Annotated in this window: 15 protein-coding genes and 2 pseudogenes; 13 read left to right on the top strand and 4 right to left on the bottom strand. The window is 42.3% G+C overall.

The window, feature by feature from the left end; genetic code table 11:
• Nucleotides 1-63 precede the first annotated feature (63 nt).
• From ACTQ50_RS11600 to ACTQ50_RS11575, 6 genes are all read left to right on the top strand, one after another.
• Nucleotides 64-483 (top strand): Fur family transcriptional regulator, encoded by a 420-nt coding sequence (locus ACTQ50_RS11600; RefSeq protein ID WP_441484339.1) that lies wholly within the window; start codon nucleotides 64-66, stop codon nucleotides 481-483.
• A 43-nt stretch (nucleotides 484-526) separates the two neighbouring features.
• Entirely contained in the window at nucleotides 527-1,708 is a 1,182-nt protein-coding gene (locus ACTQ50_RS11595) for a metal ABC transporter substrate-binding protein (RefSeq protein ID WP_441484338.1), read from the top strand.
• Nucleotides 1,705-2,418, top strand: coding sequence for a metal ABC transporter ATP-binding protein (locus tag ACTQ50_RS11590; protein WP_441484337.1), 714 nt, complete (start codon nucleotides 1,705-1,707; stop codon nucleotides 2,416-2,418). Before ACTQ50_RS11595 ends, ACTQ50_RS11590 begins: the two co-directional genes overlap by 4 nt.
• Nucleotides 2,415-3,260, top strand: coding sequence for a metal ABC transporter permease (locus ACTQ50_RS11585; protein WP_441484336.1), 846 nt, complete (start codon nucleotides 2,415-2,417; stop codon nucleotides 3,258-3,260). Before ACTQ50_RS11590 ends, ACTQ50_RS11585 begins: the two co-directional genes overlap by 4 nt.
• Nucleotides 3,261-3,520: 260 nt before the next feature.
• Complete coding sequence (locus ACTQ50_RS11580; RefSeq protein ID WP_441484335.1) at nucleotides 3,521-3,877, top strand: hypothetical protein; 357 nt, start codon at nucleotides 3,521-3,523, stop codon at nucleotides 3,875-3,877.
• Nucleotides 3,816-4,094: a hypothetical protein gene (locus tag ACTQ50_RS11575; protein ID WP_441484334.1), complete on the top strand. Its 279-nt coding sequence runs from the start codon at nucleotides 3,816-3,818 to the stop codon at nucleotides 4,092-4,094. Before ACTQ50_RS11580 ends, ACTQ50_RS11575 begins: the two co-directional genes overlap by 62 nt.
• Before the next feature lie 186 nt (nucleotides 4,095-4,280).
• Here ACTQ50_RS11575 and ACTQ50_RS11570 read toward each other — a convergent pair whose 3' ends face one another.
• Both ACTQ50_RS11570 and ACTQ50_RS11565 read right to left on the bottom strand, forming a co-directional pair.
• Nucleotides 4,281-5,051: a sulfite exporter TauE/SafE family protein gene (locus ACTQ50_RS11570; protein WP_441484333.1), complete on the bottom strand. Its 771-nt coding sequence runs from the start codon at nucleotides 5,049-5,051 to the stop codon at nucleotides 4,281-4,283.
• Nucleotides 5,048-5,497, bottom strand: a complete 450-nt coding sequence (locus ACTQ50_RS11565) for a MarR family winged helix-turn-helix transcriptional regulator (RefSeq protein WP_441484332.1) — start codon at nucleotides 5,495-5,497, stop codon at nucleotides 5,048-5,050. The genes ACTQ50_RS11570 and ACTQ50_RS11565 overlap by 4 nt, the downstream gene beginning before the upstream one ends.
• A gap of 471 nt (nucleotides 5,498-5,968) precedes the next feature.
• Between ACTQ50_RS11565 and ACTQ50_RS11560 the strand changes: the two are divergent.
• The 7 genes and pseudogenes from ACTQ50_RS11560 (at nucleotide 5,969) to ACTQ50_RS11530 (ending at nucleotide 12,037) form a co-directional block, all read left to right on the top strand.
• Nucleotides 5,969-6,308, top strand: a pseudogene (locus ACTQ50_RS11560) (TnpV protein).
• 202 nt (nucleotides 6,309-6,510) lie between these two features.
• Nucleotides 6,511-7,641 carry a PDDEXK nuclease domain-containing protein gene (locus ACTQ50_RS11555; RefSeq protein WP_441484331.1) on the top strand — a complete coding sequence of 377 codons (1,131 nt, stop codon included), beginning with the start codon at nucleotides 6,511-6,513 and terminating at the stop codon, nucleotides 7,639-7,641.
• A gap of 76 nt (nucleotides 7,642-7,717) precedes the next feature.
• Nucleotides 7,718-8,887: a hypothetical protein gene (locus ACTQ50_RS11550; protein ID WP_441484330.1), complete on the top strand. Its 1,170-nt coding sequence runs from the start codon at nucleotides 7,718-7,720 to the stop codon at nucleotides 8,885-8,887.
• A 106-nt stretch (nucleotides 8,888-8,993) separates the two neighbouring features.
• Nucleotides 8,994-11,267 (top strand): hypothetical protein, encoded by a 2,274-nt coding sequence (locus ACTQ50_RS11545; RefSeq protein ID WP_441484329.1) that lies wholly within the window; start codon nucleotides 8,994-8,996, stop codon nucleotides 11,265-11,267.
• Nucleotides 11,268-11,368: 101 nt separating this feature from the next.
• Nucleotides 11,369-11,455 (top strand): annotated as a pseudogene (locus ACTQ50_RS11540) (TnpV protein); the annotation flags it as partial.
• 9 nt (nucleotides 11,456-11,464) lie between these two features.
• On the top strand, nucleotides 11,465-11,644 hold the full coding sequence (locus ACTQ50_RS11535; RefSeq protein ID WP_441484328.1) for a hypothetical protein: 180 nt from the start codon (nucleotides 11,465-11,467) through the stop codon (nucleotides 11,642-11,644).
• 90 nt (nucleotides 11,645-11,734) lie between these two features.
• On the top strand, nucleotides 11,735-12,037 hold the full coding sequence (locus ACTQ50_RS11530) for a hypothetical protein (RefSeq protein ID WP_441484327.1): 303 nt from the start codon (nucleotides 11,735-11,737) through the stop codon (nucleotides 12,035-12,037).
• A 139-nt stretch (nucleotides 12,038-12,176) separates the two neighbouring features.
• On the opposite strand, the gene ACTQ50_RS11525 is transcribed toward ACTQ50_RS11530, so the two are convergent.
• Together ACTQ50_RS11525 and ACTQ50_RS11520 are read right to left on the bottom strand one after the other, a co-directional pair.
• Entirely contained in the window at nucleotides 12,177-13,529 is a 1,353-nt protein-coding gene (locus ACTQ50_RS11525; RefSeq protein ID WP_441484326.1) for a sensor histidine kinase, read from the bottom strand.
• Nucleotides 13,526-14,200, bottom strand: coding sequence for a response regulator transcription factor (locus ACTQ50_RS11520; protein ID WP_107001140.1), 675 nt, complete (start codon nucleotides 14,198-14,200; stop codon nucleotides 13,526-13,528). The genes ACTQ50_RS11525 and ACTQ50_RS11520 overlap by 4 nt, the downstream gene beginning before the upstream one ends.
• Between the last annotated feature and the right edge of the window lie 157 nt (nucleotides 14,201-14,357).

Raw genomic sequence — 14,357 nt, 5'->3', positions numbered from 1 at the left:
TATTGACTTAAAAAAAGAATCTGCTATAATATGAAAATGATTTTCAAATTGGAGGCGTAAGCGATGAGTGAAAAAGTACAATACCGTACCAGGCAGATCACAGAGCTGGAGAATTATCTGTGTTCTATGGAAGGAAAGCATGTTACGGTCAGCGATATATGTAAATACTTTAAAAGCCAGGGCATTTCTGTTGGAACCACAACCGTGTACCGCCAGCTAGACCGGATGGTGGAGCAGGGGCTGGTTGCCAAATATGTGGTAGATGGTACAAGCAGCGCATGCTTCGAATATCTGGGACATGAGGAGCACTGTCATAAGCATGTATGCTTCCACTGCAAATGCGAGAAATGCGGGAAAGTGATCCACCTGGAATGCGAGGAGATGACACATCTGGGTGAGCATATGCTGGCAGACCATGGATTCCAGTGGGACTTTACACGGACGGTGTTTTATGGAGTCTGCGAGGAGTGCCGTGGAAAATAGGTTCTTGTGGAGTGATTTGTATTTTGAAGTGAAGAGGTTCATTATGTATAAATTGAAAAATAAATTTAGGCAGCTTTTTCTGACAGCTGCCACAGTTGGTGTTGCCTGTCTTCTTGCTGGCTGTGGTGTGGGCGCGTCCGCGGCGGGAGCTGAGAGTTCAGACGTGACCGAAAATCAGCGTGAGGGGAATGGCAGCGGTGGGAATTTTGACAGTTCAGACAGCCAGAAGCTCCAGGTAGTGACCACCATTTTCCCGGAATATGACTGGGTTAAGGAAATCCTGGGTGATCAGGCAGACAACGTGGATCTTACCCTGCTTCTTGGCAACGGAACAGACATGCACAGCTTCCAGCCCACCATGGCGGATATCCTGAAGGTATCCACCTGTGATGTATTCATTTATGTAGGAGGCGAATCCGATTCCTGGGTAGCTGATGTACTGAAAGGTGCTGGAAACCCGGACCGAAAAGCCATCAATCTGATGGAAGTATTGGGTGATCAGGTGAAAGAGGAAGAAGTTGTAGAGGGAATGCAGGACGAAGATGGGCATACCCATGTAGAAGCTGATTCTGCCGATGCCCATGATAGCGATGCAGATTCAGATAAGGAGAGAACAGAAAGTGAAGTGACGGAAGATTCTTCACATGATTCTGAGAGGCATTCCCACGATGAGGGGACGGATGACGACTTAGAATACGACGAGCACGTCTGGCTGTCCCTGAAAAATGCTTCCTTATTCTGCAACACCATTGCCAGCACCCTGGCCGACGCAGACCCGGAACACGCCCAGCTTTACCAGCAGAACGCTGCGGCCTACGAAGAAAAGCTGGCAGCCCTGGATCAGGAATACCAGGCCACAGTGGACAAATCCCAGTTCAAAACCCTGCTTTTTGCAGACCGTTTTCCATTCCGTTATTTAACGGATGATTACAACCTTACCTATTACGCTGCCTTCACCGGCTGCTCTGCAGAGACAGACGCCAGCTTCGAGACCATCACGTTCCTGGCTGGCAAGCTGGATGAGCTGAAGCTCCCGGTGGTCCTCACCATCGAGAATTCCGACCAGAAAGTAGCGAAAGCAGTGATTGAAAATACAAACACTAAGGATCAGAAGATTTTGACATTAAATTCCATGCAGTCCGTGACAGCCCAGGACGTGGAAGAAGGCACAACCTATCTTTCCATTATGGAAAATAATCTGCAGATCCTGAAGGAGGCATTATGAGTCTGATCACCTGTGAGAACCTCACATTAGGATATGAAGGAAAAGCAATTTTGTCCGGGCTGAATTTCACCGTAAATTCCGGTGATTACCTTTGCATTGTAGGGGAAAACGGCTCAGGCAAATCCACACTGATGAAGACACTTCTTCATCTTCAGAGCCCTATGAGCGGCAGTATCACTCTGGGAGATAATCTAAAAATCAATGAAATCGGCTATCTGCCCCAGCAGACCGCCCTCCAGAGAGATTTCCCTGCTTCGGTAGAAGAAATCGTGATGTCCGGCTTCCTGGGAAGGATGGGACTTCGCCCTTTTTACAATAGGGCGGAGAAAAAAGAGGCTCACGAACTGATGGAAAAAACCAGGATCACAGACCTGGCGAACCGTTGTTACCGGGAACTTTCCGGCGGGCAGCAGCAGAGAGTGCTTTTGACCAGAGCCCTCTGTGCCACAAGGAAAATCCTCCTTCTGGATGAGCCTGTTTCCGGCTTGGATCCGGTGGCGACTGCGGATATGTACCAGATCATCAACGAATTAAATAAAGAGGACAAAGTAACCATCATCATGATCTCCCACGATATCAGCGAGGTGGCAACCTATGCAAGCCATGTGCTGCATATCGGACAGAAGGTTTTCTTCGGAACAAAAGAGGAATATCTGAAAAGCAAGATCGGGAAGCGGCTTGTGGACGCTGGAGAGGAGGGAAAAGCATGAGCGGAATATTCGAAAAGCTGGCATTTTATTTCCAGTATCCATTTGTGTGGTATGCGCTGATCGTAGGTGTGCTTATTGCCCTTTGTTCCTCACTTCTGGGCGTGACGCTGGTGCTGAAGCGGTTTTCCTTTATTGGGGACGGGCTTTCCCATGTGGCATTTGGGGCAATGGCCATTGCGTCGGTGCTGAATTTCAGCAACAATATGCTGTTTGTCATGCCGGTAACGGTGATCTGCGCGGTGCTTCTTCTTCGCACTGGACAGAGCACTAAGATTAAAGGGGATGCGGCAATCGCCATGATTTCTGTGGGCGCTCTGGCGGTTGGTTATCTGCTGATGAATGTATTTTCCACAGGCTCCAATATTTCCGGAGATGTATGCAGCAGCCTGTTTGGTTCCACTTCCATTCTGACGCTGACCACAGCGGAGGTGTGGCTGTGCGTGATCGTGTCTGTGATCGTAGTGGCACTGTTTGTGGTATTTTATCATAAGATTTTTGCCGTTACCTTTGATGAAAATTTTGCAAAAGCTACTGGAACCAAGACAGATGTTTATAACCTGCTGATCGCGGTGATCACAGCGGTGATCATTGTGCTGGCTATGAACCTGGTGGGATCCCTGCTGATCTCAGCCCTGATCATTTTCCCGGCATTGTCGGCTATGCGGATCTATAAACGATTTGGCGCGGTGATCATCTGCTCTGCGATTTTATCTGTGCTGTGTGCATTCCTGGGAATTATTGTTTCCATTCTGGGTGGAACGCCGGTAGGTTCTACTATTGTGGCTGTGGATATTGTGGCATTTCTGGTGACAAGCCTGGTTGGGAAGATTTTGGAGAGATAAAATAGAATTACGGATCATTTTATGAGGCGTTTTTTGCGAGGACTGCAGCTTGCAAAGGGCGCCTTGTTTTTACGCGAGCAATGAGCCAAAGCCTGTGCTTGCATGAGAACTTGGCGACTGCCGCAAAAATAAACCAAAATCCACAAAGCATGTTCGGTTTTGTCTTTGAAAAAGGGAGAAGGCTTAGAGAAAATACTAACCAGAGTATAGTGCTTTTTTCAAGAGATAATTCTTATAATATAGTTACAGCAGTTAAACTGGTGCAGATGGGAAACAGCCAGAGTCTGGATGATATGACGGACAGCGAAAAGGTGAAGATCCCAAAAGAGAACCCGTATATCTATCAGCCGGAAACGGACGATCCTGCGGATATTATTGGCTGTTATCTTGGCACTGTAAACCTGGAAAAAGGCTATGAAGTTTCCCTGGATGAAGAAACTGGAACCTTCACAGCTCATTGGGCGGGAGATGAATATTATGATCCCAAGGACTATATTGGAAGCTACAGGATAACGGATGATAACTATATTAACATTCGCTGGAGAGAGGCTGCAAATGAGTACGGTGAAGGAGGATCTTGGAAATCTGGCAGAAGTTATGGCCACTATGGCAAATGATGTAAACAGCGGTCATGTTTTTACCGCCCATATGACGGAGATCACAGAAGGCTCTGAAAACCAGGGGGCTGTGAAATTTATAGACGGGGATTATGAAATTTCCTATAGCTACCAGGTACTCCCAGGAGCAGATCCTATGGTAACACTGACCCGGTATGATGAGGAATATGATTATGAACAGGTGTGTACCAATTATCAGTTGAGGGAGATGCTGTAGAGAATTATTGTAGCTCACTTTGAAAGCTCTGGTTAGCAGCGGCGAAACTGATTTTCAGATATGATGATGGCATCTGGCTGGGCAAGAATAAAGCAGCTGCATTGGTTGAGATTACAACCTGATGCAGCTGCTTTTGCAGGAAAGGAATTAGCATAAATGTTATTTTAGTTCTCGCTTTATAACGGATTACTGGAAAAATTTCACGATCAGTATCACAGCTCCCAGCACTGTCAATACAATACCCAGTGCCCTGTTCAGCGTTTTCGCAGAAGCCTTGTTTGCGAAAACCGCAGCTACCCGGGCGAAGAACAGGGTGCTGAGTGCACACAGGGCCAAAACGGTAAGATCCGGCATGCCGCCAAGATAGAAGTGGCTGGCAGCGCCTGTAAATGCGGTGAAAGTCATAATAAATACGCTGGTTCCAACTGCTGTTTTCAGCTCATATCCAAGCACAGAGGTAAGAATGAGAAGCATCATCATACCGCCGCCTGCGCCAACGAAACCACAGATCAGACCGATCACAATCCCACAGAGGACGGACTGGATGATCCTGGTTTTCTTATCCACTGCCATCATTTTTTCCTTGGTAGTCATGACTGGTTTTACAATAAATTTAATACCAAGAAGCATGGTCATAAAGGTGGAAAAGCTTCCCATTGTATTTCCAGAAACGAACTTGGAAAGGAAGCTGGCAATAAAGGTAAAAAGCATAACGGTGAACATCATCACCAGTCCGTTTTTGATATCCAGATTCTTGTTCTTTCCATACTCATAGGAAGAAACTGCGCTGGCCAGGACATCACTGGCGAGAGCAATTCCGATAGCCTGATAGGGATCCATTCCAAGAAACGTAATGAGCATAGGGCTGATAACCGCCGCCGCGCTCATCCCCGCAAATCCTGTCCCAAGCCCGGCTCCAAGCCCTGCCAGGATACAGACGATAACTGTTGTGATCATAACAAATCTCCTCTCGTTTGTTTCATATTTAAAATATTTTCTCTGAATTTCTGAGCCGTTTTCATGTAAGCAGTCATTTCTTCGTCAGAAATCCCGGTGATCAGCTGTGCCCCGAATTCCCGCTGGATCAGCCGGCCGCTTTGTATGATTTCCTCGCTTTTTTCAGTAAGGATCAGCCGTGTGAGACGTCGGTCACTGGCATCTGGCTGCCTGTGAATATACCCGTTTTTTACCAGCAGATCAACCGCTACCGAAGCAATCCCCGTCCGGATTCCCCGGATTTCACAAATATCCCTTGCGGTGTTATATTCTGGATTATTGGCCAGAAACATAAGTACATCAAAGCTTGTCTGACTGAGCTGATACTTTTTGCAAACAGGCTGGCAGAAGGTCTCGTAGGCTTTCATAGCTTTGGTACTGATGGAAATGAAGTCGATTGGGTTCATGGAGTTTTGGTTCACCTTCTTTTTGTAATAGTCCAGAATTGAATATTCTAATAGTAGAATAAATGACGGGAGATGTCAAGTGGATGTGCGGATTTTTATTATATAGATAAGCGTAGGCGGCTATATGAGTAAGAACATGATAGAGGCACAAGGAAAGTTAAAATGGCCAGAGGTGGAAGTTAGTGTTTCATTTTACGATCACAAATTCTTCACAAAATAATTAGCACTCACCTCTTGATAATGGAAGTTGATTTTTGTCCTGTCTTGTGTATCCCGGAAGTGCCTGTTTTACAGGCTTTCCGGGGCATCAGTCATTTTGTCTGGTATTGTAAAGCAGTGTCAGATTTGTCGTAAATGTCGTAAATTTGTGGTCAAAAAATGATGAGAAATGGAGAGTGCTAATAAAATGAACGCAGGCAGCGAAGCAACTGCGTTCATGAGCAAGTAGCGAAAGCGGATTGCGAATGTCCTATTTATATAACGTACACAAATGTAAATGGATATCTGATCCCGAATCTCACCTATAAATCCGGTGAGCAGATGGAGCAACTTGGCAAGTATGGTTTTCTTCGCAGAGATTATCTGAAAAACCATCGAAATTCAACGTATCAGGTGATGCTTCTGCAGGATACCATTGGAGAGCATCTTCTGGAAGTAGAAAAGGCAGCCAGAGAACGGGAAGAGGTAATTCTGAAACAGTTGGAAGAAAAAGAACCACTGCCGGATAAAGAAGCAGGTCAGATGGCATGGGTAAGAGCTGCTAATCAACACTGCGGAAGAGATTATTCTCAAGGAATTGATTTATGTTTAAATGAAGGTGAAGAGGTCGTGGATTACGACCTCATTATTATATGTGAATATGAAATAGCAGTAGGCAGAATGAAAGAGTTGGGGTAAAATAAGAACATAGATTTTGGAGATTTAAAGAAATCGTTTTGAGGTGTCAATCTGGAACTTCAAAATGGAAAAGTTGCGACAGCGTCGCAACAATTATCGAAAAGGAGGTTGATTTGATGGAAAAAAAACATTCTGAAAAAGAAAAAACAAGTTTGGATTCACCGAGTCCAAAATTAAATAAAAGTATGATTGCTTATCATGAAACAGGAGATTTATTTGCTGATACATGTGAAATCGTGGAGAGTGCACAAAGTATTGCGTATGCGGCTGTCGATACAATTCTGGTTCAAAGGAACTGGTTGTTGGGAAAGCGAATTGCTATAGAGTGTCTGAATGAAAATGGAAAAGCGGACTATGGCAAAAAAACTATGAAAAAGCTATCATCAGAATTAAAAGAAAAATATGGCAAAGGCTTTGACTTTAGCAGTCTTTATAAATATGTGAAATTTCATCAGGAATTTCCTCAAATTTTGGACTCACTGCGTCCAAAGTCTGGGCGTCCCTTGTCATGGACGCATTATAGAATTTTGCTTCAGGAAACATCACCAGAGGCACGAGCATGGTATGCAAAAGAGGCACAGGAGCAAGCATGGTCAGTTCGGACTTTGCAACGGAATATTTCTTCACAGTATTATTACCGCATGCTCATGTCTCAAAATACAGAACCTGTAGAAAAAGAAATGAAAGAACTAACAGCTACTTATCAGGCTGATAAGCTGGAATTTATCAAAAATCCAGTAATAGCAGAATTTCTTGGACTATCTTCTAATACAGACTTTACAGAAAGTGAATTGGAGCAGAGAATTATCACGCATATTCAAAAATTTCTCATGGAGTTGGGGAAAGGATATGCATTTGTAGCGAGACAACAGCATATTCGAACTGAAAAAGAAGATTATTACATTGATCTTGTTTTTTACAATTACATTTTGAAGTGTTTTGTATTGATTGATTTAAAAACGTCGAAAATCACACATCAGGATGTGGGACAGATGGATATGTATATTCGTATGTATGATGAAATGAAGCGAAATGAAGGGGATAATCCAACATTAGGCATTATTTTATGTTCTGATACAGACGAAGATATTGCAAAATATTCTATATTGCATGGGCACGAACAATTATTTGCATCTAAATATAAAACTTGCCTTCCATCAGAAGAACAGCTTCGAGAAGAGATTGAAATTCAGAAGAGATTTTATTATCTACAGAAAGAAGAAGAAAAAGAAAATAAAGATTTATAAAATATGAGTAGAGAAAGGCGTGAGTCATAGAAATGTGGCTTGCGTCTTTTTTTTTGCTTGAAAGGAAGTGATAAGTTTGAACAAGAAGTTTTTGAAGCATTATATGGAAACCAATCCAGAAGGGACAGCACAGACCTATATCTTTCTGGTGGATAATCAGGATATAGCTTTGAATATTGTGATGTCAGGTTATCAGGCATTTTGTCTGGTTCAGGAAGATGACGGATATTATTTCAGTGCAGATTTCTTTATAGAAGAAATGAGAGCTATTCAGTTTACTGGAAGCTACCAGTGTGCCTATCATTATGTGGCTTCCTGTTCAGTGAAGCGGGTAAATGATAAGTTACTGACATTTTTCAAAGACGCTGGTCTTGATGGAAAAGCAGGCTGGCAGTTGTTCAAAGAGAAGGAGTATCTTGGCAAACTGGATAATCAGAAAGAAGTTAAGAAATTACTGGAACAGTATATTCTTCGGTTTGAGCGAGATCCGAAAGAAGAACCGGAACTGAGCCGTTTTCACTTATTTGATGCAAAAGGAAATGTGAAAGGTGTCAGGGATATGGAGATTGTAGATTACCTGGTGGAGAATGTTCAGTTTTTTGTGGTGGGAATCACGCCTTATTATTATGAACACGGCGTTTTCCTGGAAGACCATGATGGGGTAAGAATGAAATACCGTATCCAGAAGCTGATCTATCGAGATCAGGTACAGAGTGGAGTAATCAAAAGAATCTATAATCTGCTGATCACACAGCCAAAAGTCCACAGAGAAGCCTATGAATTAAATAAACAGCCTGTGCGGTGGATCAACTTCAAAAATGGATATTATGATCCGGTTACGGGTGAAATGCTGGAACACAATCCAGATTATCTGACAATCAACCAGATTCCATTTCCCTATTATCCAGAGGATTGTGAGCAGGTGTTGCAGGGTGGAGAAAATATCAAAAAGTACCTGGCATCGTCTCTTCCTAACAAAGAAGAACAGCAGACATTCTGGGAGTATTTTGGATACTGTATGACCCAGGATACGCAGTTTCAAAAATTCCTTACGTTGAAAGGAAATGGTGGAACTGGAAAGTCTGTGGCAGTATCGCTGATCCAACATGTGGTTGGAATCACCAATATGTCCAGCATTTCTTTACAGGATTTAAATAAACGATTCTATGCGACTGGAATGTATAACAGTGATAAGCGAGAATGTAATAGACTTTCCGTTTCTTCACAGAAAATAAAAGATTTATGAAAACCTTGTGAATTTCCTTGAAAATTTATTTTTTCAAGGAATTTTCAAGGTTTTTCTCATATAATCGTGCCCGTAAAAAATTCTGATTAAGAAAGGGGCGCAGTCAATGAAAAGAAAGCAGATAACTGCAATGATAACAGCAATGACAATGGTGCTGGGAATCACAGCATATGGAGCAGGAAACGTAAGCGCAGAGCAGGAGAATAAAGAACAGACAGAAATTGAAAGTACCTTAAATATTTCAAACAACGATGAAATTACATGGAGTTATGACAGCCAGTCAGATTCCTGGACAATGTCCGTAACATGCGCAGTTGCAAATCCGGAGCTGCCGGATTATCAGGGCGTTTCTGTAAATGTTCCTGGTGCATATGTAAAAGGAATTGATACAGATGGGGACGGAACGGAGGATGTAACGGGGAAAACTTATTCGGAAGAAGTAAATGGACAGCTCGTGATTGACGATAGTGCCCAAATTACGAATGCAAACGGACAGACCTATACTGCATCTACAGCACCGGTTATTATAAATACAGGAGCAGCAGGGTATAGTGCACAGGAAAATCAAAAGGCATCTTCCGGCAATGCGGCATATGGATATATCAATGTGGCTTGTGGAAACCGTGGCAAACAGAGTACGGCAACGGATGAGAATGGGGAGGAATATTATACCGGCGATGCACCGCTCTGTTTGGTGGATCAGAAAAATGCAATCCGTTTTGTAAAGTATAATATCATTCTTGGAAACCTTCCGGGAAATACAGAATATTTCGTGTCTACGGGAGGTTCCGGTGGTGGAGCACATGCGGCAATGGTAGCAGCAACTTCTGACAATACAGATTATTTCCCATATGAAGTAGAAGCAGGGGCAGTAGGAATCTATCAAAATGAAGATGGAACTTATTCAGAGACCATAGGATCAGAGGATACTGAAATTTCAGATGGAGTATGGGGATGTGTTGCATACAGTGCGATCACTTCTTTACAGGAAGCGGATATGGCAATGGCATTTGAATACTATCTTGATACAGATTATGAATTTAATACGGATTTTCAGAAAAAGCTGGCAAAATACCTGTCTCAGGAATATATGGAGTATATCAATGATCAGAATCTGAGTGTCAGCGAGTCGGCAGTGGACATTGATATCAATGGAGATGGGGATAAGGACGATGTAGTGGATCTGACGATAGAATATGATGGGGAAAAATATGCAGATACAGACGGATACGGTGGGACTTATCTTACGCTTTATCTGAAAGAATTTGAAAAAAATCTGGAATGGTATCTGGAAAATCTGGATTATGCAGATGATTGGACGTGGTTTGACAGTGATGGAAATACACTGAGTGATGAGAATGTGTCACAGATGACAACAGAAGAGAAAGCTCAGGCATTTCTGGAAGGACGATATGCCAAAGGAGAATCCGGACAAAATGCAGGTCCAGGAGGCAGAATGCCAGATGGAAATGGTCCGGATGGAAATGAAATGCCGGGTGAAATGCCGGGTAAAATGCCGGGTGAAAAGCCGGACGGAATACCGGATGGAAATGACTCAGATGGAGAAAAGCCGGAGGGAGCACCAGCCGGAAGTATGCCAGATAGAGAAACTTTGGGTGGCAATGCTCAAGACGACCTGGTTACAAGTGGAATGGGAGATGAGGTCGGAACTCCGGATGCCGGAACTACACAGTCTGTAGGCACAAAAACAGATTCTTCAAGCTATAGCAGCTATGAAGAAATGCTGGAATCTTATGAAAGTGATATCGCCTCTATCGAGGATGGTGACAAATACGGAAATAATATTGTAGACCTGTATAATCCAATCAACTATATTGGAGATGAAGATACAGAAAGCCCGACATGGACCAGACTTGTAATGGGTGCATCCGAAGGTGATATGTCTCTGTTTGCGTCTATGAACATGCAGATTGCATGGCTTAACAGCGGAACAGATGCCAAACTGGAATGGCAGTGGGATGGTGGACATGTTCCGTCTGAAATTTTTGGGGAATCACTGGCACTTTATGTTGATGAAATGTATGGACAATATGTGGAAGGAGCTGCGAAAGTAACAAAAGCAGCGGCGCAGACTCAGACAGAAAACGGAACTGCCACAGAGGCAACAGGAACAAACATCAGCAGTTGGGTATCTTATGAGAATGGAGAGGTGATTTTTACTCTGAAAAATGCAGCTTCGTACAGAACAAAAGGAGCCAGTAAAGCAACTCCGGGATTTGATGTTATGGATTATGGACAGGAAACCTATGAATTTGGTTCTTCGACACAGGATGCGAGACACTTTGACAAGTATGTGATGAAGGTACTGCAGGAAGATGCGGAAACCTTAAGTGAATTGTTTAACTCTGAAGAAAAATAACAGTAAAACGAAAGTTATTTATATTTAAAGGAAGGTGATGAGGTCGTGGAATGCGACCTCATTATTATATGTGAACATGAAATAGCAGTAACAGGAAAAGCAGAGATCAAATGGAATGGGTCCGCCAGGCAAACAATGTGAGAAGCCGGGTAGATGAAATTATTTTAAGTGAATTGGTTTATGTGTAGGAGGGGCTTATGAGATACCGGATTGAATATGCAGACGGAAAATGCTGTAATTTTGCAAACAGCAGAAAAGATTTGTTGGATTGGCTGAAAGCATTGAAAGATGAAAAAATTGTTGATATCCGTAAAGTGTACAAAAACGGTGTCACAGATTCTGTCATGGATAACTACCGCAGGTATCTGGAAAAATAGTTAAGAAGTTAGCAGGTAAAAATATAGATTACGAGATTATCCTGTGATATACGTTAAGAACGAATCTGTGAATAGAAAGCATAGCATTAGATGGTTTTGGCTGTGCATGGAGATCCAAGAAAAGAGGTCATTGCGTTAGGACAGACGTATTTTGCAATCCAGACATACAGACAGGAAGTCGCTGACCACTTTAATGAATTGGATGAAGATAACAGAAGACTTGTTGTCAGGGGAGATATCAAACAATGGAATCAAATGCTGGCAGAGACAGCACATAATGCAGGAGTTATTACAAATGAGGAGTTTGCAATTTTTCAAAATGCCGGATATATGGGACTATACGGTGGATTAGATGTTGATGATATTCATACTCTCGCTTTGCGATTTTATTAATACAATCACATTGAGATTTTAGACGAGAATGTTTTAACGGATTTTCATTAAATAAATGTGAGAATTGGTTTGATGCTTCATCATTTACTAGTTTTACGATATTAAAAAAATCTTCATGATGATATATAGCGATAGCCCTTTATATTTTCGGAAATCGGAAAATAAAACTCGTTCCGATACCTTCGATACTTTCGACGTGAATGGTTCCATTGTGGAAGTTTACAATCCAGCGCACCATAGAAAGACCGAGGCCGGTACCGCCATTTTCTCTGGAACGGCTTTTATCTATGCGATAGAAACGCTCCCAGATTTTGTCCAGGTGTTCCTCACTTATTCCAATACCATCATCTTTCACTTCACCGACAATCTGGTCATTTTCGACCTTCAGGATAACATGAATATGTCCATTTGTTTTTCCGTAATTGATGGCATTGGTTATTAAATTCATCATCATACGCAAAATCAATGTCTGGTCGCCGTTCATAAATAAGTCGTCCTGCTTTTGCAGGGTGATTTCAATATTTTTTTCCTGTGCTTTTGTCTGCAGTTCTTCTATTACAAGTTCGCTTAATAATCCAAAATCCAGTTTTTCCATCAGATGCTGCTCATCCTGTTCGTTTCTGGCGATCATTAACATTTCGCTTGTCAGCTTTGACATTCGTTTTGCCTGCCTTAAGATGACGACAATCTCTTCCTTATCTTCTGCAGATAAGTTTTCATTTTCCAATAAGTACTCACACTGGGAAATGATAACAGCAACGGGAGTCCGCAGTTCATGGGATACGTCTGATGTAAATTGACGTTCCTTCTCAAACGAAAATTCCAAGCGCTCGAACATTTCGTTAAATTTCTCCGACAATTCGTATAATTCATCTTTTGCTTTTGGCAGAGACAATCGTTTGGAAAGATCTTTTCCATTGCTGATGTTTTCAACTTCATCGCAGATAAGATCCACCTGTCTCAATGCCCGCTTGATCATAAAATATCCGATGGCCCCGATCAGAATAATGAGTAATGGGAATACAATCAACAGCATTTTCTCGGATGTCTGCATGAAAAGTTCTATAGAATGTACGGAGGTAATTCCTCGTACCCACATTTCCTCATCATCACCGTAAGTGTAAACTCTGTCATATATCATCCATTTTCGATTTGATCCGGTTATCTTTCGCGGTGTATTCGACTTGAGGATAGTTTCTTCTGGAAATTGGGTTGGAATCGTTCCATAAAGTAAGCGTCCGTTTTTGTCATAAATACAAAACATAATACCGTCATCGTAAAATTCGGTATCGCCGTCAAGATAAAAGGAATCATCCTGAAAATTAATATTTGAAGAGAAACCGGTCACTGCGGCACTGATTTCTTCTTCTGTCGCAGAAATTCCAACCTTATCCACAAAAAGAAGGACGAGAACTAAAATAGTCCCAAGAACTACGGCAATGATTCCAGTGTACCAAAGCGTAATTTTTTTCTTGATCGTTAGCTGTTTCATTCGTTTTCCCTCATTACATATCCGACACCGCGAACAGTGTGGATGAGTTTTTGTTCATATTGTGCATCGATTTTTTTTCGCAAATAGCGAATGTATACGTCGATCACATTGGAACCACCTTCAAAATCAAAGTCCCACGCATTCTGTTCAATCTGCTGTCTTGTCATTACGATATTTTTGTTGCGCATAAGACATTCCAGAACCATAAATTCTTTTGCAGAAAGATCAATTTCATTTCCGGCTCTTGTAACCTTTCTTGTGTCACGATCCAGAATAAGATCTGCTATTTTTAGTTGATTGGATGTAAATTGTGGCTTTCTACGCATCATGACACGGATTCTTGCAAGCAGTTCTTCAAATGCAAATGGTTTGATCAGGTAATCATCGGCACCAAGATCCAGTCCTTTGACACGGTCTTCAATGCTGTCTTTTGCTGTCAGTAACAGAACCGGTGTATCATCTTCTCGTTGCCTTAATTCTCTTAAGATTTCATACCCATCCTTTCCCGGCAACATGATATCAAGAATAATACCATCGTAGGAAGTCATATCGATATAATCCATCGCTTCTAGACCATCCCCACAGGCATCCACACTGTAATGTTCCTTGACAAGCCTTTTTTTGACAATGTTTCTTAAATCATTCTCGTCTTCTACAATCAGTAATCTCATAATATAATTATTATAATACCAATCATTTTCGTGTGCTAGAGTCCTTTGCATATTCCGCAAGAACTGCGCATCCGTTCCAGAGGAACGGAGCGCCATTCCGCTTCAAACTGAGCAAAGCTCAGCAGGTTGATTAATTACTATTGGTTATTCTGCGATC

The organism is Blautia sp. Sow4_E7 (genome assembly GCF_052116245.1).
Taxonomy (GTDB): domain Bacteria; phylum Bacillota; class Clostridia; order Lachnospirales; family Lachnospiraceae; genus Blautia_A.
Note: the sequence above shows the minus strand (reverse complement) of the source record. Positions and strands in the feature narration are given on the sequence as shown.

Excerpts from the sequence above, each read along its gene's own strand:
- ACTQ50_RS11600 (WP_441484339.1), top strand. The coding sequence starts at position 64 with ATGAGTGAAAAAGTACAATACCGTACCAGGCAGATCACAGAGCTGGAG.
- ACTQ50_RS11595 (WP_441484338.1), top strand. The coding sequence starts at position 527 with ATGTATAAATTGAAAAATAAATTTAGGCAGCTTTTTCTGACAGCTGCC.
- ACTQ50_RS11590 (WP_441484337.1), top strand. The coding sequence starts at position 1,705 with ATGAGTCTGATCACCTGTGAGAACCTCACATTAGGATATGAAGGAAAA.
- ACTQ50_RS11585 (WP_441484336.1), top strand. The coding sequence starts at position 2,415 with ATGAGCGGAATATTCGAAAAGCTGGCATTTTATTTCCAGTATCCATTT.
- ACTQ50_RS11575 (WP_441484334.1), top strand. The coding sequence starts at position 3,816 with ATGAGTACGGTGAAGGAGGATCTTGGAAATCTGGCAGAAGTTATGGCC.
- ACTQ50_RS11570 (WP_441484333.1), bottom strand. The coding sequence starts at position 5,051 with ATGATCACAACAGTTATCGTCTGTATCCTGGCAGGGCTTGGAGCCGGG.
- ACTQ50_RS11565 (WP_441484332.1), bottom strand. The coding sequence starts at position 5,497 with ATGAACCCAATCGACTTCATTTCCATCAGTACCAAAGCTATGAAAGCC.
- ACTQ50_RS11555 (WP_441484331.1), top strand. The coding sequence starts at position 6,511 with ATGGAAAAAAAACATTCTGAAAAAGAAAAAACAAGTTTGGATTCACCG.
- ACTQ50_RS11545 (WP_441484329.1), top strand. The coding sequence starts at position 8,994 with ATGAAAAGAAAGCAGATAACTGCAATGATAACAGCAATGACAATGGTG.
- ACTQ50_RS11535 (WP_441484328.1), top strand. The coding sequence starts at position 11,465 with ATGAGATACCGGATTGAATATGCAGACGGAAAATGCTGTAATTTTGCA.
- ACTQ50_RS11530 (WP_441484327.1), top strand. The coding sequence starts at position 11,735 with ATGGTTTTGGCTGTGCATGGAGATCCAAGAAAAGAGGTCATTGCGTTA.
- ACTQ50_RS11525 (WP_441484326.1), bottom strand. The coding sequence starts at position 13,529 with ATGAAACAGCTAACGATCAAGAAAAAAATTACGCTTTGGTACACTGGA.
- ACTQ50_RS11520 (WP_107001140.1), bottom strand. The coding sequence starts at position 14,200 with ATGAGATTACTGATTGTAGAAGACGAGAATGATTTAAGAAACATTGTC.